Source organism: Streptomyces lydicamycinicus, from assembly GCF_000829715.2.
GTDB lineage: Bacteria > Actinomycetota > Actinomycetes > Streptomycetales > Streptomycetaceae > Streptomyces > Streptomyces lydicamycinicus.
Window position 1 is genome coordinate 886,371 of the sequence record NZ_BBNO01000001.1, and the last position, 17,176, is coordinate 903,546.

A 17,176-nucleotide genomic window follows, 5' to 3' on the forward strand; every position below is an offset into this window, starting at 1 on the left:
CGTGCTGGGCTCGGTACGGGCCAGGGCGGCGGCCGGGGCGACCGTGGTGGTGGCCCTGGCGCTGATCGCGGCGGGTACGGCGGTGCTGCTGGTGCTGCGTGGCAATCTCCAGAACCAGGCGGGGCTGGAGGCGGAGGTCGCGGCGCGTGAGGTGGCCGCGCAGATCGCGACGGAGACGGCGTACGACAAGCTGGATCTGCCGGACGGCGATGAGCATCCGGTGGTGGTCACCGGTGATGACGGGCGGGTGCGGGCGGTCGGTGAGGACGTGCGGGCCGTCGACGGGAAGCGGGTGGGCGCCGCGCAGGGGGCGGGGAGCGTCGCGCCGCCGGCGGAGGACGAGGACGGTGAGGACGACGACGATCGTGCGCTGAAGCCGGGTGAGGTCGACGACGACGTCGAGTACCGGGACGGGACCGCGGATGTCGACGGGACGGTGGCCGACTACCGGTTCGCGGTGGTCGAGGCGAAGGACACCCGCGGTGAGCAGGCGACGGTGCGCGCGGGGGCGGCGCTGGCGCCGGAGCAGGACGCCGTCGGGTCGGTGCGGGACGCCATGCTGCTGGGGCTGCCGCTGCTGCTCGTGGTGGTGGCGGGGGTGACCTGGCTGGTGACCCGGCGGGCGCTGCGGCCGGTGGAGGGGATCCGCGGGGAGATGGCCGCGATCACGGCGAGTACGGATCTGAGCCGGCGGGTGCCGGTGCCGTCGTCGAAGGACGAGATCGGCCGGCTGGCCCGGACGACCAACGAGACGCTGGCGGCGCTGGAGTCGGCCGTGGAGCGTCAGCGGCGGTTCGTCGCGGACGCCTCGCACGAGCTGCGCAGTCCGATCGCGAGCCTGCGGACGCAGCTGGAAGTGGGGGTGGCCCACCCGGAGTTGCTGGATGTGCCGGGCGCGGTGGAGGACACCGTGCGGCTCCAGCGGCTGGCGGCGGATCTGCTGCTGCTGGCCCGGCTGGACGCGGGGGAGCGGCCGGGCGGGGCCCGGGTCGATCTGGCGGCGATGGTGCGTGAGGAGAGTTCGCAGCGGGTCGCGGACCGGGTGCCGGTGCGGACCGGGGAGCTGGCGAACGCGGAAGTGGCCGGATCCCGTGGCCAGTTGGGCCGGGTGCTGGGGAACCTGCTGGACAACGCGCAGCGGCATGCCGTCGCGTCCGTGCGGGTGGCCGTGGTGCGCGAGGGGGAGTGGGCGGTGCTGCGGGTCGAGGACGACGGGCCCGGGGTGCCGGAGAGCGAGCGGGAGCGGATCTTCGAGCGGTTCGTCCGGCTCGATGACGCACGGGCCCGGGACGACGGCGGGGCCGGGCTGGGGCTGGCCATCGCGCGGGATGTCGCGGTGCGGCACGGGGGTTCGCTGGCGGTGCGCACGGGCTCGGTGTTCGAGCTGCGGCTGCCGGTGGCCTGAAGCCCGGCGCGGCCCGGGCGGCGCGGCCCCGGCCCGGTCAGGGGGCCGAGGCCGGCCGGTCAGAGGCCGCCGCGCTCCTTGCGGAGGTGTTCGGCCACCGGAGTGAGCGAGCTGCGCAGCGCCTGGAGGTCCTCGGACGTGAAGAGGTCGATGAAGTGCTTGCGGACCGAGGCGACATGGTGCGGGGCGACCCGCCGCATGGTGTCCCAGCCCTCGTCGGTGAGGACGGCGTAGAGGCCACGGCGGTCCGACTCGCAACTCTCACGGCGCACCAGCCCGGCGTTCTCCATCCGGGTGATCTGGTGGGAGAGACGGCTCTTGGACTGGAGGGTGCTGGCTGCCAGGTCGCTCATCCGGAGGCGTCGGTCCTCGGCCTCGGAGAGGTTGACCAGGATCTCGTAGTCGTTGTTCGTCAGGCCGAACGGTTGCAGATCGCGCTCGAGTTGGTGCATCAGCAGCCTGCTGACATCGAGGTGGGTGCGCCAGGCACACTGCTCCTGGTCGGTCAGCCAGGGGGTGTCGCTGTCGGTCGTCATGGAGTGAATTCTACCCGTAAAAGTTGAATATCGAATTAATCATGCCGGGGGTGGCGCCTCGCCCGGCCGGGGGCCGGTTGTTGGTCAGACGTTCGAGGTCACCGTCCGCAGAGTACCGCTCACAGCCCGAAGCGGCGCTGGAGGCTCCCGAGGTTGCCGGGGAGCTGGGGCAGTTGTGAGCCACTTTGCGGGACGTGTCCGCCCCCGCCCGGAACGCCCGCTTCGGAGGGCACCGCGCCGGTCGCCAGCTCCGGCATCAGCTGCTCCGTCGACTGGAGCAGGACCGTGCCGGCCCCGACGAACTCGAATTGGTGCTCCTCTCCGGACGCCCCGCCGATACCGGTGTGCGCCCGCAGCCCGCCCAGGAATCCTTGCAGGTACTGATGGTCGTAGTGGTGGCACGGGGAGGGGCAGTCCGCCCAGCCGACGAGCGCCTGCGGGTCCACCCGGATCGGCGGCTCCATGAAGACCACCGGACCGTTGGACGCGGCCACGAACTTGCCCGTGCCGATGAGGGTGAGAAAGCCCGGGATGATCGACTGCTTCAGCGACAGAGATGGCTGAAATGCGAGCAAGTTGCCCGAGCGAATCGTGAGGTTGCCGTCCTCCAGGTCGAAGGAATTCACATCGAAGGCACGGTCCGCGAGCAGCATCTTTCCCCGGCCCTCGGCGACGACCCAGTCCGCGGCGTGCAGTGGCGAATGAAAACTTCCGGCGACGAGGCGGTCCAGACGGCCGTGTCCGATGCCGTGGAAGTCGATCTGCCCGTAGTAGGCAATCATCTTCCCCTTCTGGAGGAACCACTGGCCGTCCAGTTCGACGCTGAAGGCGTACGCATGGACGTTGTCGTCGGCGGGGAGCGAATGGACGTCGTGGACGACGGGACCGGTCACAGCTTTTCCTCCGACGCCTGTACGTAGACGGTGCCCTGGCCCGACAGCTCCAGCTGGAAGGCCTCGCCCGAGCCGCGGCCGACCATGTCGCGCCAGCCGAGCGCGGTGGACAGTTTGTTGCGGACGTCGCCGCGGTGGGCGACATAGGCCTGCGGGTCGACATGGACCGGGCGCTGGGGCGTGATCGGGAGTTCGATCACCCCGCCGTGTGCCATCACCGCGGCCGAGCCGACGCCCTGGAGGGTCGTGGTGAACAGGCCCTGGCCGGTGACCTGGCCGCGCACCATGCCCATCACCCCGCCCTGCGAGCCCATGAACATCGTGCCCTGCTGGAGCCCGCCGTCGAAGGCCAGCAGCCGGTCCGCCTCGACGTAGAGCGTCTCGCCGGTCAGGTCGACGACATGGACGTGGTGGCCGCCGTGGCCGAACATCACCGTTCCGGTGCCCTCGACGGTCATCAGGGGGGTGGCCTCGCCGGCGATCCGGCGGCCGATCATCGAGCCGATACCGCCCTGGCCGCCCTGGAGGTTCGGGGTGAAGGAGACCTCTCCGCGGTAGGCGAGCATCGCGCCGCGCTGGCTGAACATCCGCTGGCCCGGACCGATCCTGGCCTCCACCATGCGGGAGTTGAGCGTCGTGAACGGCATCAGACCTCACCGCCCACGGTGTTGCGCTCGCTGGGCTGGACGTACACCAGGCCCTCGCCCTCGAAGCGGATCTGGAAGGCCTCGCCGGAGCCCTCGCCGATGAAGGTGCGGAAATTCACGCCGGACTGGAAGTGCTGTTTGAGGTCGCCGGTGTGGGCGACATAGGCGCCCGGGTCGACCTGGAGGGGGTATTGCTTGGTGACCCGCAGCACCACCGCGGGGCCGTCGGAGGTGATCGCCGCCTGGCCGCTGCCCTCGACGGTGGTGGTGAACAGGCCGTTGCCCTGGGAGGCGCCGCGCAGGCCGGTGAAGGTCGTGCCCGTACGGAGCGCGGCGTCCGTGCACAGCAGATTGCTGGCCTCCACGAACAGCTTCTCGCCCTGCAACCGCACCAGGTTGATCTCGCTCGCGCGATCGGCGAAGTAGCAGGTGCCGTGGCCCTTCACCTCCATCACGTCCATCTGCTCACCCGTGAGCCGCCGGGTGACCATGCCGCGCAGGCCCTCGCCGCCGCCGGACATCTTCTTGAACGCCATCTGGCCGTCGTACGCGACCATCGCACCGTTTTTCGCCTTGACGGCGTCGCCGGTCATGTCGACGGCGAGCACCTTGCTCCCCTGGAGCCGAAACTGAGCCACGGATCAGACCGTAGTCGGCCGGGGCCGCGAGGGGCAGGTCCTTTGTCCCTGATATCGCCCTGAATCTCGTGCCGCGCACCGGTCTGTCGGTCCTTGCCTCCCCCCGGCGCGGTGATCGCCGAGGCGGCTGTAACAATGGGGCGAAGTTTGTGAACTCTTGCACAAGCAGTTGCGCCCGCCCGTCGCCCGACCTCCACCCCCAGAAGACGGCGCTGCGCGCCGACCGCCCACCTGCCACCCGAACGAGGTTCCCGTGGACATCAAGACCGCCGCCGCCCTGCACCGACTGCGCCTGGCCTCCATCCCCGAGGCCATCTCCTTCCCGGCGCTGCTGATCTTCGGCACCGGCTTCCGTCTGGCCTTCGACTACGACTCGCTGGTGATGCCGCTCGGCCTGATCCACGGCCTGCTCTTCCTCACCTACGTGGTGCTGCTGCTGGACGTGTGGAACCGCACCAAGTGGCCTTTCAAGCGCGTCGCCTTCTTCTTCGTGCTGGCGGTCCTGCCGTTCGGCGGTCTCTTCGGGGACCGGATCCTCAAGCGCGAGGAGGAGGCCGGAGTGATCGCGGCCCGCGCCCGTAAGGAAGGGGTCGTGAACGCATGATCGTCGCCTTCTCCGTCAGCCCGCTGGGCGTCGGCGAGGACGTCGGTGAGTATGTCGCCGACGCGGTCCGGGTCGTCCGGGAGTCCGGCCTGCCGAACCGTACGGACGCCATGTTCACCTCCATCGAGGGGGAATGGGACGAGGTCATGGACGTCGTCAAGCGTGCGGTCGCGGCCGTCGAGGCCCGCTCCGGGCGGGTCTCGCTGGTGCTGAAGGCCGACATCCGGCCCGGCGTCACCGACGGACTGACCTCGAAGGTCGAGACCGTGGAGCGGTATCTCACCGAGGGCGGCACTCCCCGGGCCTGAGCGGTCCCGGCCCCCCGGCGCCCCGACGGGGCGTCAGCCGCCCGTCGCCAGGGTGATCCCCAGCGGGGTGCGCTCGTAGCGCACCTGATGTCCGTGCCGACGCGAGACCAGCAGACCGGCGTCGCGCAGCACGGACAGATGCCCCGAGACGGAGGACGGCGCCAGGCCGAGGCGGTGGGCCAGGGCCGTCGTGGTCGACGGGGTGTCGAGCGCGGCCAGCACGGCCGCGCGGTTCGCCCCCAGCAGCCGGGCCAGCGCCGGGCCCGTCTCCGGTTCGGTCCACAGCCCGCCGATCCCGCGTGCCGGGTAGATCACGGTGGGCTGCCACGGCGGGTCGAACCCGCTGACCACGTCCGGCCACACGAAGACGCTGGGCAGCAGCAGCACCCCGCGGCCGTCCAGATCCTGTATCTGGGTGAAGTCGGTGCGGGTGCGCACCGTCAGGGTGTCGCCCGACCAGGACAGCCGCGGATGCAGATCGGCGAACAGCCGCTGGAGGCCGCCGCCCGCCAACTGCCGCGACCGGTAGGCGATCTCGGCCTCCAGCAGGGCCCGCAGCCGCGGCCAGTCCGGTGCGAGCAGCGCCCGCCAGGCCCGTTCGGTGACATCGGCCAGCTCCTGGACGGCCCGGGCCGGATCGGCCAGCGCCGCCCGGCCGCGCGCCGACTCCGCGGCCTCCGGCCTGCTCGCCAGCGACTTGGCCATCTCGGCGCGGGCCAGCGCCGGGTCGGTGGCGCGCAGCCGCGCCAGCTCCTCGTCGAAACAGGCCACCGGGGTGTCCGGCGGGCTGCCCAGGAAGTCGGGCGTGTAGCCCGGGGGGATCGACGGCATGAAGAGCCACAGCGGCGTCAGGTCCAGTCCGGCCAGCGTCTCGCGCATCCGGCGCAGCCACGGCGTGTGATAGCCGTGCCGGTCGGAGCGGCGCAGGGTCCGTACGGCCTCATGGGTCTCGCACAGCGGGGAGATGGCGAACCGGATGCGGAGCAGGTCATCGGCGCCGAAATGCAGGTTCACCGGCACGGCCGCACGCTCCCCCGACGCAGGATTCGGCTGGAGCCGAAAGAATACGGGGCGGTGCCGGGCTCCGGCAGGCTGCGGACATGCCCTCGCCTTCCGGGCCCGCGCCGTCGGGCCGCCTTCCCGCCTGCCCTGATGAGGGCGCCGCCGACGCCGGCCCGTCCACCGGTGTGGCCCGCCCGGACGGCTATCGCGCCGTCTTCGCCGTCCCCGAGTTCCGGTACGTCTTCGCCGCGCATCTGCTGTCCTCGCTCGGCGTGGTCGTGTGCGAGATCGCGCTGTCCGTCCTCGTCTTCCGGCTCACCGCGTCGCCGCTGCTCAGCGCCCTGACCTTCGCGCTGGGGCTGCTGCCGTACGTGGTCGGCGGGACGCTGCTGTCGGCGGTCGCCGACCGGTATCCGGCCCGGCGGGTGCTGGTCGGCTGCGATCTGCTGTGCGCGCTGGCGGCGGCGGGGATGGTGGCGCCGGGCACCCCGGTCGCGGTGCTGCTGGTGCTGCGCTGTGTGCTCGCGGCCATCGCACCGGTCTTCGCCGGGACCCGGGCCGCGACCCTGGGGGAGATCCTCGGCGAGGGGGAGCTGTTCGTGATGGGGCGCTCGGTGATCCGCATCGTGAACCAGAGCGCGCAGCTCGCCGGGTTCGCCGCGGGGGGCCTGCTGCTCACGGTGGTGTCCCCGGCGGCGGTGCTCGCGCTCACCGCCGGTGCGTTCCTCGGGTCGGCGCTGCTGCTGCGGCTGGGGACCCTGGCGCGTCCGGCGCGGGACGGCATCGGGGGCCCGGCGCGCGGGGCGCTGCTGGCGGCCTCGCTGGGCGGGGCCCGGTGGCTGCTGACCGACCGCCGGGTGCGGGCGCTGCTGCTGCTCACCTGGCTGCCGCCGGCGTTCGTCGTGATCCCCGAGGCGCTGCTGGTCCCCTACGCCGGCCTGCTCGGCACCGGGCCGGCCGGTATGGGGCTGCTGATGTGCAGCATGCCCATCGGTGCGGTGCTCGCCGAGAGCCTGGTGGGCGCGTTCCTCGGGCCGCGGGCACGCACCCGGCTGACCTTCCCCATGGGCGTCTTCGCCGTGCTGCCCTCGCTCGGCTTCGCCGCACAGCCCTCCCTCGGCTGGACGCTGCTGCTGCTCGTGCTGACCGGCACCGGGATCTCGTACAACTTCGGGGTCGACCGCTGGTTCGTCGCCGCGGTCCCCGACGCCCTGCTGGGCCGGGCGATGACGGTGATGCAGGCGGGGCGGATGACGGTGATGGGCCTGGCGATGGGGTTGGCCGGGGTCGCCGCGGAGTACGCGCCGCTGCGGGTGGTGATGCCGGCCGCGGGGGTGCTGGGGGCGGTCTGCGTACTGGCGGTGATCTTCGAGGTGCGGCGTACGGCGCCGGGGACGGACCGGACGTCCCCCGGGCCGGTGCGCGGGCCGGCCGGACCGGTGACCCGGACCGAAAAATGAGACGCGGCTGACCACCATATGGCCGCCCGGTAGGGTCGGAGGCGTGCCGAAGCCGCTCAGCCTTGCTTTCGATCCCATCGCGCGCGCCGACGAACTGTGGCAGCAGCGATGGGGCGCTGTGCCCTCGATGGCCGCGATCACCTCGATCATGCGCGCCCATCAGATCCTGCTGGCCGAAGTGGACGCGGTGGTCAAACCGTACGGGCTGACCTTCGCCCGGTATGAGGCGCTGGTGCTGCTGACCTTCTCCAAGGCGGGCGAGCTGCCGATGTCGAAGATCGGCGAGCGGCTGATGGTGCACCCCACCTCGGTGACCAACACCGTCGACCGGCTGGTGAAGTCCGGGCTCGTCGCCAAGCGGCCGAATCCGAACGACGGGCGGGGCACGCTCGCCACGATCACGGAGAAGGGCCGCGAGGTGTGTGACGCGGCGACCCGCGACCTCATGGCGATGGACTTCGGGCTCGGCGCCTATGACGCCGAGGAGTGCGCGGAGATCTTCGCGCTGCTGCGGCCGCTGCGGGTGGCGGCGGCGGACTTCAAGGACGAATAGGACCGGCGTCCGGAGGGGGGCGGCGAAGATCGCCCCGGAACGGCTGGTTACCCTCGGGGCATGAAGCGAAGCGTCCTGACCCGCTACCGGGCGATGGCCTACGTCACCGCGGTGATGCTGCTGGTGCTCTGTACCTGCATGGTTTTCAAGTACGGCTTCGGGATGGGCAAGGACCTCACCCTCGTCGTCTCCCAGATCCACGGCGTGCTCTACATCATCTACCTGGTCTTCGCCTTCGACCTGGGCTCCAAGGCCAAGTGGAAGTTCGGCAAGCTGCTGTGGGTGCTGGTCTCGGGCACCATCCCGACCGCGGCGTTCTTCGTGGAGCGCCAGGTGGTGCGGGAGGTCGAGCCGCTGATCGCCGGTGACGCTCCGGAGCCGGTGAACGCCTGACGGCCGCCCCAGCCCCCCTGGAAACCCTGCGGAACGCGCCTGTCCCTCTGAGGGGCGGGCGCTTTTGCGTGCCCCATGCCCTCACGGACAGTGAGTATCGCCACGCATAGGGCGACTCATGAGCCTCTCCCGTCGACAAGTACTAGGACGTCCTAGTAAATTCAAGGGTATGGACGCTGACGCGATCGATGAGGGCCGCCGCCGCTGGCAGGCCCGGTACGACTCCGCCCGTAAGCGGGATGCGGACTTCAGCACGCTTTCGGGTGATCCTTTCGAGCCGGCGTACGGGCCCCGGCCCGGGGACTCGGTCGAGGGGTTCGAGCGGATCGGGTGGCCGGGCGAGTTCCCCTTCACGCGAGGGCTGTATCCGACCGGCTACCGGGGGCGGACGTGGACGATCCGCCAGTTCGCGGGCTTCGGCAACGCCGAGCAGACCAACGAGCGCTACAAGATGATCCTCAAGGCGGGCGGCGGCGGCCTCTCCGTCGCCTTCGACATGCCGACGCTCATGGGCCGCGACTCCGACGACCCGCGCTCGCTGGGCGAGGTCGGGCACTGCGGTGTCGCCATCGACTCGGCCGCCGACATGGAGGTGCTGTTCCGTGACATCCCGCTCGGTGATGTCACGACCTCCATGACGATCAGCGGCCCCGCCGTACCGGTCTTCTGCATGTATCTGGTGGCCGCCGAGCGGCAGGGGATCGACCCGGGTGTCCTGAACGGCACGCTCCAGACGGACATCTTCAAGGAGTACATCGCGCAGAAGGAGTGGCTCTTCCAGCCGGAGCCCCATCTGCGGCTGATCGGCGACCTGATGGAGCACTGCGCCCGCGGCATCCCCGCCTACAAGCCGCTCTCGGTCTCCGGCTACCACATCCGCGAGGCGGGCGCGACGGCCGCGCAGGAGCTGGCGTACACCCTCGCCGACGGCTTCGGCTATGTGGAACTGGGCCTCTCCCGCGGGCTGGACGTCAACACCTTCGCCCCCGGCCTGTCCTTCTTCTTCGACGCGCATCTGGACTTCTTCGAGGAGATCGCCAAGTTCCGCGCCGCGCGCCGTATCTGGGCCCGCTGGATGCGCGATGTGTACGGCGCCACGAGCGAGAAGGCGCAGTGGCTGCGCTTCCACACCCAGACCGCCGGTGTCTCGCTGACCGCCCAGCAGCCGTACAACAACGTCGTCCGCACCGCCGTCGAGGCCCTGGCGGCCGTGCTCGGCGGCACGAACTCGCTGCACACCAACGCCCTGGACGAGACCCTGGCGCTGCCCAGTGAGCAGGCCGCGGAGATCGCGCTGCGCACCCAGCAGGTGCTGATGGAGGAGACCGGCGTCGCCAATGTCGCGGACCCGCTGGGCGGTTCGTGGTTCATCGAGTCGCTCACCGACCGGATCGAGGCGGACGCCGAGAAGATCTTCGACCAGATCAAGGAGCGCGGCCGGCGCGCGGTGCCGAACGGTGAGCACCCGATCGGCCCGATGACCTCCGGCATCCTGCGCGGCATCGAGGACGGCTGGTTCACCGGCGAGATCGCCGAGTCCGCCTTCCGGTACCAGCAGGCGCTGGAGAAGGGCGACAAGAAGGTCGTCGGCGTCAACTGCCACCACGGCTCGGTCACCGGCGATCTGGAGATCCTGCGGGTCAGCCACGAGGTCGAGCGGGAGCAGGTGCGGGTGCTCGCGGACCGTAAGGCGGCGCGGGACGACGCCCGGGTGCGGGCCGCGCTCAAGACGATGCTGGATGCCGCACGGGCCGGCAGCAACATGATCGAGCCGATGCTGGAGGCCGTACGGGCCGAGGCGACGCTCGGCGAGATCTGCGGCGCGCTGCGCGACGAGTGGGGCATCTACACCGAGCCCGCCGGGTTCTGACGCCCGGCCGGTGTGCGAACGGGGCGGGGCGGCGGGTGACTCACCCGCCGCCTCGCCCTCGTGCGCGGCGCCCCGGCGGCGCACCGGGCGCACCGGCCCCGCCGCCCGCCGGCCGCGCTACGGCAGCGGAATCCGCAGCCGGAAGAGCGCGCCGCCCCCCGGTGCCTGCTCGGCGGTGAGATCGGCCCCGTGGGCGCGGGCGATCTGGCGGGCCATCGCCAGGCCCAGGCCGGAGCCGGGCAGGGCGCGGGCCGCCTTCGCACGGTAGAAGCGGTCGAAGACATGGGGCAGGTCGCCGGCCTCGATGCCGGGGCCGTGGTCGCGCACGGTCAGCTCCAGCGCGCCCGGTACGCCGGAGAGCGCGGTCTCGACCGGGCCGCCCGGCGGGGAGAACTTCGCGGCGTTGTCGAGCAGGTTGGACAGCAGCCGGGCCAGGCGGGGCGGCACTCCGGGGACCGTGGTGTCCGCCGCGGCCGGGTCGATGGCGGCGGTGAAGGTGAGCTCCGGCCAGTGCTCGCGGGCCGCGCCCACGGCGTGCTCCAGGAGGGCGGCCGGGCGTACCTGCTCGACCAGCGGCTGGGGCTCCTCGTCACGGGCCAGTTCGATCAGATCGTTGACGAGCGTGGTGACCTCGCGCAGCTGGCGGCCCAGGGCGGCCGCTGCGCGGTCGCGCTGGGCGTCGGTCAACCGGTCGGCGCGGGCCAGGAGTTCGGCGTTGGTGCGGAGCGCGGTGAGCGGGGTGCGCAGCTCGTGCGAGGCGTCGGCGACCAGCCGGCGCTGGGCGGTGACGGACTGCTCCAGTTCGCCGAGCATGGTGTTGAAGCTGGTGGCGAGCCGGGTGATCTCGTCCTCCCGGGCGGGCGGTCCCGCGGGGAGTTCGATGCGATGGCGGGCGTCGCGGGTGGCGGCGATGCGCTCCGCGGTGGCGGTGAGCCGGGCGACCGGGGCCAGGCCCGTACGGGACACCCAGTAGCCCAGTGCGGCGGCCAGCAGGACGCCGGCGCCGCCGACCGCGGCCAGCGCCCAGGCGGCCTGTTCCACGCCCCGGTCGACGGTGTCGGAGCGCTGGGCGACCTGCACCGCCTCGTCCCTGTCCGTCATGCGCGTGGTGAGCATCAGGACCGGCCGGCCGGCCACCTTCTGCCGTTCGTAGAACGCCGCGCTCCGGCCGTCGGCGACCTGCCGGGTGGCGTCGGACACGGGCAGCACATACGGCTTGCGCGGGTCCTCGGCGGGGTCGGACGGCACGATCTGGACACAGGACGAGGCCGGGTACTGGCAGAGGGTGTCACTGGGCGTCGGGCCCCAGTCGTGGCGGTCCCGGATCATCTGGGTGGCCGTCTGGGTCAGGGTCAGCTTGAGCTGACGGGTCATCTGGTAGTCGATGACGGTGAACGCGGCGGCGCAGACACCGACCGCCACCAGCGCCACCGCGGCGGAGGCGGCCAGGGCCAGCCGGGCGCGCAGCGGACGGCGCCGTCGCCAGCGGGCCCCCAGCCCGCGGGTGCCGGTCATGTGCCCTCCGCGGTGCCCAGGCGGTAGCCGATCCCGTGCACGGTGTGGACGAGCCGCGGCTCGCCGCCCGCCTCCAGCTTGCGGCGCAGATAACCGATGTACACGGCCAGCGAGTTGGAGTCCGGGCCGAAGTCGCGGCCCCAGACGCGCTCCAGGATCACCTCGCGCGGCAGCACCTGCCCGGGGTGCAGCAGCAGCAGTTCCAGCAGCGCCCATTCGGTGCGGCTGAACTCCAGGGGACGGCCCGCCCGGTGGCCGGAGCGGGTCACGGGGTCGACGACCAGATCGCCGAAGGTGAGCCGGGGGTCCTCCACGGCCGTGGTGGCCGCCCGGCGCAGCAGGGCCCGGATCCGGGCCACCAGCTCGTCCAGCGCGAACGGTTTGACGAGATAGTCGTCGGCGCCGGCGTCCAGCCCGTCGACCCGTTCGCTGACCGAGTCCAGCGCGGTCAGGACCAGGATCGGGGTGCGGTCGTCCAGCGCGCGCAGCCGGCGGCAGACGGCCAGGCCGTCCAGCACGGGCATCAGCACGTCCAGGACGAGGGCGTCCGGCTGCCAGGCGGCGACCTCCGAGAGGGCGGCCAGACCGTCGGCGGCGCCGCGTACCGCATAGCCCTCCACGGCGAGGCCGTCCTCGACGGCGGCACGCACCTCGGGTTCGTCGTCGACGACGAGGATCTTGGGGGCGGGGGTGTTCCCGGGCGTGGGCGGCATGGACATAGGCTGCCAAACACCTCTCTTAGAAGCTTCTTAGGGCATGTCGCGAGCGTGGCGGCCATGCGCACACCACTCTCTGTCGTGATCGGTGCGGGCGGCACCGGCGGCCATATCTATCCCGGACTCGCGCTCGCCGACGCACTCCGCCGGGCCGTGCCCGAGGCGGTGATCTCCTTCGTCGGGACCGAACGCGGACTGGAGACGCGGCTGATCCCGCAGGCCGGATACCGGCTGCACACCGTTGACATGATCCCCTTCGATCCCGCACTCGGCGCCCGACGCTATCTGCTGCCGGCCGCGCTGCTGCGCTCGGGCGGCCAGTGCCGGAGCATCCTCAAGGAACAGAACGCCCAGGTCGCGGTCGGTATGGGCGGCTATCCCAGCGCCCCGGTGATCGTCGGGGCGCGGCTGGCCGGACTGCCGAGCGTGATCCATGAGTCCAACGCGGTGCCCGGCCGGGCCAACAAGTTCGCCGCCCGGCTCACCCCGCATCTCGCCCTCGCCTTCGACCGCAGCCGGGAGCATCTGGCCGGCGGCGAACGGGCCGAGACGGTGGGCATGCCGCTGGTCGGCCCGCTGGCCGACCTGGACCGCGCGCGGCTGCGCCCCGCCGCCCGCCGGGAGTTCGGCATCCCGGACGGCGCGCGGCTGCTGCTGGTCAACGGCGGCAGCCTGGGCGCCGCCCGGCTCACCGAGGCGGCGGTGGGGCTGGCCGGCCGCCACCGGACGCGGACGGATCTCCGGCTGCTGATCAAGACCGGGCCCGCGGCTCTGGAGGAGACCCGGGCCCAACTCGCGGCCAACGGCGGGGCGGCGGTCGCCACGGCCGTGCCGTACCTCGACCGGATGGATCTGGCCTATGCCGCCGCCGATCTCGTGGTGTGCCGGGCCGGTTCGGCGACCGTGGCGGAGCTGGCCACGATCGGGATGCCGGCCGTCCTCGTCCCGTATCCGTACGCACCGGGCGACCACCAGACCCATAACGCACGGGTGCTCTCCGACGCCGGGGCGGCGCTGCTGCTGGCCGACGCGGAGACCTCGGCCGAGCGTCTGGACGCCCTGGTCGGCCCGCTTCTCGACGATCCCGGCCGGCTCGCCGCGATGGGCGCGGCGGCCGACCCCGGCACCCATGCCCGCGCCGCCGACCTGCTGGCCGCCAAGGTGCTGGCGCTGGCCGGTCACCCGTACACCGCACACCCCACGATGAAGGAGTCAGCATGAGCAGCAACACGCAGCAGTGGACGGGCCGCAGGGTCCTGGTCACCGGGGCCGAGGGGTTCATCGGCTCGACCCTGGTCGACCTGCTGGTGGAGGCCGGCGCCGAGGTGCGCGCGTTCGTCCATTACAAGCCGTACGCCGAAAAGGGAAATCTGGCGCGCTATCTCGTGCCGGGCGGCCCGGTCGAGATGATCTCCGGCGATGTCCGGGACGCGGGCCGGGTGATGGACGCGGTCGAGGGCTGCGACACCGTCTTCCATCTGGCCGCGCTGATCGGGATTCCGTACAGCTATGACTCGCCGGGCGCCTATGTGCAGACGAATGTGGTGGGTACCGAGAACGTGGCGGAGGCCTGCCGACGCCATGCGGTGCGCCGGCTGGTGCACACCTCCACCAGCGAGGTCTACGGGACGGCGCTGACCGCGCCGATCAGCGAGGACCACCCGCTCCAGCCGCAGTCGCCGTACTCCGCCTCGAAGATCGGCGCGGACATGATGGCGCTGTCGCACCGGCACGCCTTCGAGCTGCCGGTGACCGTGGTGCGGCCGTTCAACACCTACGGGCCGCGGCAGTCGGCGCGCGCCGTGATCCCCACGATCCTGGCCCAACTCCACGCCGGCGCCCGGCAGATCAAGCTCGGCTCGCTCACCCCGACCCGCGACTTCACCTATGTCACGGACACCGCGGCCGGGTTCATGGCGATGGCCGACTGCGACCGGGCGCTGGGCGAGGTCGTCAATCTCGGCACCGGCCGGGAGATCGCGATCGGCGCGCTCGCCGAGGCACTGATAGCGGCGTCGGGCCGGGAGGCCGAGGTGGTGGTGGACGCCGCGCGGCTGCGGCCGGCCGGCAGCGAGGTCGAGCGGCTGCTGTCGGACAACTCCCGGGCGCGCGAGTGGGCTTCGTGGCGGCCGGAGGTGTCGCTGGAGCAGGGCCTGAAGTGGACGTCGGAGTGGGTGGCGGAGCACCTGCACCTCTTCGCGGCGGACCGCTACCAGGTCTGACCGGCAACCGGGGCCGGGTGTCCGCCGCCGCACCGCGGCGGGGCGCCCGGCCTCAGTCCGATGCGCCCAGCCCGGCCAGGCCGGTCAGGAAGAGGGCCGTGAAGTCCCGTCCCCACGCGGTGTCCACGGGCTCGCCGCTGACCAGGGTGCGGTGCACGATCGCCCCGGCGATCACATCGAAGATCAGGTCCATGTTGCGGGTGGCCGCCCGTTCGCCCTCCTCGCCCGGGGTGTCCGGGGGCAGCTCACCACGGGTCTGGGCGCGCGAGCGGCCGAGCAGGACCAGCCGCTTCTGGCGGTCGACGATCGCCGAGCGGATCCGCTCGCGCAGCGCTTCGTCGGTGGTCGACTCGGCGACCACGGCCATCAGCGCCGTCTTGGTCTCCGGCCGGGCCAGCAGCGCGCCGAACTGGAGCACCACCCCCTCGATGTCGGAGCGCAGCGAGCCCCGGTCGGGGAGTTCGAGCTCGTCGAAAAGGACCGCCACGGCGTCCACGACGAGCTCGTTCTTGTTGGCCCAGCGGCGGTAGAGCGTCGTCTTGGCCACGCCGGCGCGGGCCGCGACATCGCTCATGGTGAGCCGCCCCCAGCCCAGGTCCACGAGCGCGGCGCGGGTCGCGCAGAGGATCGCCCGGTCGGTCTCGGCGCTGCGGGGGCGGCCCGTGCGGCCCTTCCGGGGGCTGGGGGAGTCGTGCATGCGGGCGACCATACCGGCCGGTCCGGGACCGGCCGGCGGCTCCCGTGAGGGAGATCACTCGGCGCGGGGCCGGAAGTGGTGGTTGCGCAGGGGTGCCGAGGAGTTACGCTACGGGTCGTAGCGTAAGAGCGATAACCACTGGCCGTGGGTGGGGACCCATGGCCGCGCACGACGGCTCTCCTCGGGGCCGCAGAACGGTCCTCCTCGGGACCGGACGGGCAGTGCTCCCGGACGTACACCGGCATTCCGGCGGGGTGTGCGCACGGGCCGCGGTGCCCGGCGAAACGGCCCGGCCCCACGCCGGAGCCGCCTTCCGCACCACCGACCGCAGTACCGGCCAGATCGACGACCGCACCGCTTTCCGGATCGCTTTTCGGAACGGGCCGCCCAGGGGGGAGGATGGACCCATGCAGCCACGCAATATGTCCATGAGTGGAGTCGTCGACCTCGCAGCGGTGAAGGCGGCCGGTGAAGCGAAGCAGAAGGCGGAGCAGGCACGCGCCGAGGCCGCCCGTACGGGCCGGGCGCCCACGAGCGGTGCCCGCCTGGTGTTCGATGTCGACGAGGCGGGGTTCCAGCAGGACGTCCTGCAACGCTCCACCGAGGTTCCGGTCGTCATCGACTTCTGGGCCGAGTGGTGCGAGCCGTGCAAGCAGCTCGGTCCGCTGCTGGAGCGCCTCGCGGGGGAGTACGCCGGCAAGTTCGTGCTGGCCAAGATCGACGTCGATGCCAACCAGATGCTGTTCCAGCAGTTCGGGGTGCAGGGCATCCCGGCGGTCTTCGCGGTGGTGGCGGGCCAGCCGATCCCGCTGTTCCAGGGCGCGGCCCCCGAGTCGCAGATCCGCGAGGTGCTCGACCAGCTGGTGCAGGCCGCCGAGCAGCAGTTCGGCATCGTGGGCGCGCCGGTCGACCCGCAGGCCGCGGGCGAGCAGCCGGAGGCCGAGGCCCCGGCGCCGGCCGGTCCCTATGACGCCCTGCTGGAGGCCGCGAACCAGGCGCTGGACTCCGGCGACCTGGGCGGTGCCGTCCAGGCTTACAAGAACGTGCTCTCCGACGACCCGGCCAACCCGGAGGCCAAGCTCGGTCTGGCGCAGGCCGAACTCCTGCACCGGGTGCAGGACCTGGATCCCCAGGCGGTGCGCAAGGAGGCCGCGGAGAACCCGGCCGACGTGCAGGCGCAGATCCGTGCCGCGGACCTCGACCTGGTCGGCGGGCATGTCGAGGACGCCTTCGGGCGGCTGATCGACGTGGTGAAGCGGACCGCGGGCGCCGACCGGGAGTCCGCGCGGGTGCGGCTGCTGGAGCTCTTCGAGGTCATCGGCGCGGACGATCCGCGGGTGACGACGGCCCGTACGGCGCTGGCCCGCGTGCTGTTCTGACCGCTGTCCGCGGAGTCGCCCTCTTCTGACCAGTACGGCCTCCGCGAGTTGACCAAACAAACGAAGCAGCGGCCACGTTTTACCAAAACTTGGTAAACGTGGCCGCTGTTACTTCAAGTAAGTCTCAGCGGCCCTCTTGCGGCAGTGTGTCCGCAATTGCCTCATGTCCTCTTGCTGTTAACAGCGACAGTGTGTGTCCAGTCGATCTCGCCGTGTGCAGGCGTGTTTATCGGGCCGTTACCCGCAAGTAACGAGCCCCTTGTGCGGCGGCCGTGAATGGACCACGATCGGCCACGCTCGGTCCATTCCCGCAGCCCGGCATCCGGCCGGTGCCGCGG

General features: G+C 71.9%; 18 protein-coding genes. 10 read left to right on the forward strand and 8 right to left on the reverse strand.

Annotated elements, in window-relative coordinates:
* Positions 1–4: 4 nt before the first annotated feature.
* A complete protein-coding gene (locus TU31_RS03870; protein ID WP_042149934.1) occupies positions 5–1,405 on the forward strand; it encodes a sensor histidine kinase in 1,401 nt (466 codons plus the stop codon).
* A 59-nt stretch (positions 1,406–1,464) separates the two neighbouring features.
* On the opposite strand, the gene TU31_RS03875 is transcribed toward TU31_RS03870, so the two are convergent.
* The 4 genes from TU31_RS03875 to TU31_RS03890 all read right to left on the reverse strand — a co-directional run bounded on the left by TU31_RS03875 (position 1,465) and on the right by TU31_RS03890 (position 4,119).
* On the reverse strand, positions 1,465–1,941 hold the full coding sequence (locus TU31_RS03875; protein WP_042148837.1) for a MarR family winged helix-turn-helix transcriptional regulator: 477 nt from the start codon (positions 1,939–1,941) through the stop codon (positions 1,465–1,467).
* Between the two features lie 119 nt (positions 1,942–2,060).
* Positions 2,061–2,834, reverse strand: a complete 774-nt coding sequence (locus TU31_RS03880) for an AIM24 family protein (protein WP_042148840.1) — start codon at positions 2,832–2,834, stop codon at positions 2,061–2,063.
* Positions 2,831–3,481: an AIM24 family protein gene (locus TU31_RS03885; RefSeq protein WP_042148842.1), complete on the reverse strand. Its 651-nt coding sequence runs from the start codon at positions 3,479–3,481 to the stop codon at positions 2,831–2,833. Before TU31_RS03885 ends, TU31_RS03880 begins: the two co-directional genes overlap by 4 nt.
* The gene (locus tag TU31_RS03890; protein WP_042148845.1) at positions 3,481–4,119 is read right to left on the reverse strand and encodes an AIM24 family protein; all 639 of its coding nucleotides are present in this window, start codon (positions 4,117–4,119) and stop codon (positions 3,481–3,483) included. Before TU31_RS03890 ends, TU31_RS03885 begins: the two co-directional genes overlap by 1 nt.
* A 253-nt stretch (positions 4,120–4,372) precedes the next feature.
* On the opposite strand from TU31_RS03890, the gene TU31_RS03895 reads away from it, so the two are divergent.
* Positions 4,373–4,723, forward strand: a complete 351-nt coding sequence (locus TU31_RS03895; RefSeq protein ID WP_042148848.1) for a DUF3817 domain-containing protein — start codon at positions 4,373–4,375, stop codon at positions 4,721–4,723.
* Positions 4,720–5,031 carry an MTH1187 family thiamine-binding protein gene (locus TU31_RS03900; protein WP_042148849.1) on the forward strand — a complete coding sequence of 104 codons (312 nt, stop codon included), beginning with the start codon at positions 4,720–4,722 and terminating at the stop codon, positions 5,029–5,031. Before TU31_RS03895 ends, TU31_RS03900 begins: the two co-directional genes overlap by 4 nt.
* 33 nt (positions 5,032–5,064) lie before the next feature.
* Here TU31_RS03900 and TU31_RS03905 read toward each other — a convergent pair whose 3' ends face one another.
* Positions 5,065–6,051, reverse strand: coding sequence for an ArsR/SmtB family transcription factor (locus TU31_RS03905; protein WP_042148853.1), 987 nt, complete (start codon positions 6,049–6,051; stop codon positions 5,065–5,067).
* An 80-nt stretch (positions 6,052–6,131) separates the two neighbouring features.
* Between TU31_RS03905 and TU31_RS03910 the strand changes: the two genes are divergently transcribed.
* The 4 genes from TU31_RS03910 to icmA all read left to right on the forward strand — a co-directional run bounded on the left by TU31_RS03910 (position 6,132) and on the right by icmA (position 10,309).
* Complete coding sequence (locus TU31_RS03910; protein ID WP_042148856.1) at positions 6,132–7,493, forward strand: MFS transporter; 1,362 nt, start codon at positions 6,132–6,134, stop codon at positions 7,491–7,493.
* 43 nt (positions 7,494–7,536) lie between these two features.
* Complete coding sequence (locus tag TU31_RS03915) at positions 7,537–8,046, forward strand: MarR family winged helix-turn-helix transcriptional regulator (protein ID WP_042148859.1); 510 nt, start codon at positions 7,537–7,539, stop codon at positions 8,044–8,046.
* 60 nt (positions 8,047–8,106) lie between these two features.
* Positions 8,107–8,439, forward strand: coding sequence for a DUF3817 domain-containing protein (locus TU31_RS03920; RefSeq protein WP_042148861.1), 333 nt, complete (start codon positions 8,107–8,109; stop codon positions 8,437–8,439).
* Between the two features lie 169 nt (positions 8,440–8,608).
* Complete coding sequence (gene icmA / locus TU31_RS03925) at positions 8,609–10,309, forward strand: coenzyme B12-dependent isobutyryl-CoA mutase large subunit (RefSeq protein ID WP_042148863.1); 1,701 nt, start codon at positions 8,609–8,611, stop codon at positions 10,307–10,309.
* A 117-nt stretch (positions 10,310–10,426) separates the two neighbouring features.
* Here the strand turns inward: icmA and TU31_RS03930 are convergent, their stop codons facing one another.
* Together TU31_RS03930 and TU31_RS03935 are read right to left on the reverse strand one after the other, a co-directional pair.
* Positions 10,427–11,824, reverse strand: coding sequence for a sensor histidine kinase (locus tag TU31_RS03930; RefSeq protein ID WP_042148866.1), 1,398 nt, complete (start codon positions 11,822–11,824; stop codon positions 10,427–10,429).
* Positions 11,821–12,543, reverse strand: coding sequence for a response regulator transcription factor (locus TU31_RS03935; RefSeq protein WP_042148868.1), 723 nt, complete (start codon positions 12,541–12,543; stop codon positions 11,821–11,823). The genes TU31_RS03930 and TU31_RS03935 overlap by 4 nt, the downstream gene beginning before the upstream one ends.
* Before the next feature lie 57 nt (positions 12,544–12,600).
* Between TU31_RS03935 and TU31_RS03940 the strand changes: the two genes are divergently transcribed.
* On the forward strand, positions 12,601–13,761 hold the full coding sequence (locus TU31_RS03940; RefSeq protein ID WP_042148870.1) for a UDP-N-acetylglucosamine--N-acetylmuramyl-(pentapeptide) pyrophosphoryl-undecaprenol N-acetylglucosamine transferase: 1,161 nt from the start codon (positions 12,601–12,603) through the stop codon (positions 13,759–13,761).
* Positions 13,758–14,762 carry a GDP-mannose 4,6-dehydratase gene (locus TU31_RS03945; protein ID WP_042148877.1) on the forward strand — a complete coding sequence of 335 codons (1,005 nt, stop codon included), beginning with the start codon at positions 13,758–13,760 and terminating at the stop codon, positions 14,760–14,762. The genes TU31_RS03940 and TU31_RS03945 overlap by 4 nt, the downstream gene beginning before the upstream one ends.
* A gap of 52 nt (positions 14,763–14,814) precedes the next feature.
* Here TU31_RS03945 and TU31_RS03950 read toward each other — a convergent pair whose 3' ends face one another.
* A complete protein-coding gene (locus TU31_RS03950; RefSeq protein ID WP_042149936.1) occupies positions 14,815–15,459 on the reverse strand; it encodes a TetR/AcrR family transcriptional regulator in 645 nt (214 codons plus the stop codon).
* A 407-nt stretch (positions 15,460–15,866) separates the two neighbouring features.
* Here TU31_RS03950 and TU31_RS03955 point away from each other — a divergent pair, with 407 nt between their 5' ends.
* A complete protein-coding gene (locus TU31_RS03955) occupies positions 15,867–16,838 on the forward strand; it encodes a tetratricopeptide repeat protein (RefSeq protein WP_042149940.1) in 972 nt (323 codons plus the stop codon).
* The last annotated feature ends 338 nt before the right edge of the window (positions 16,839–17,176 follow it).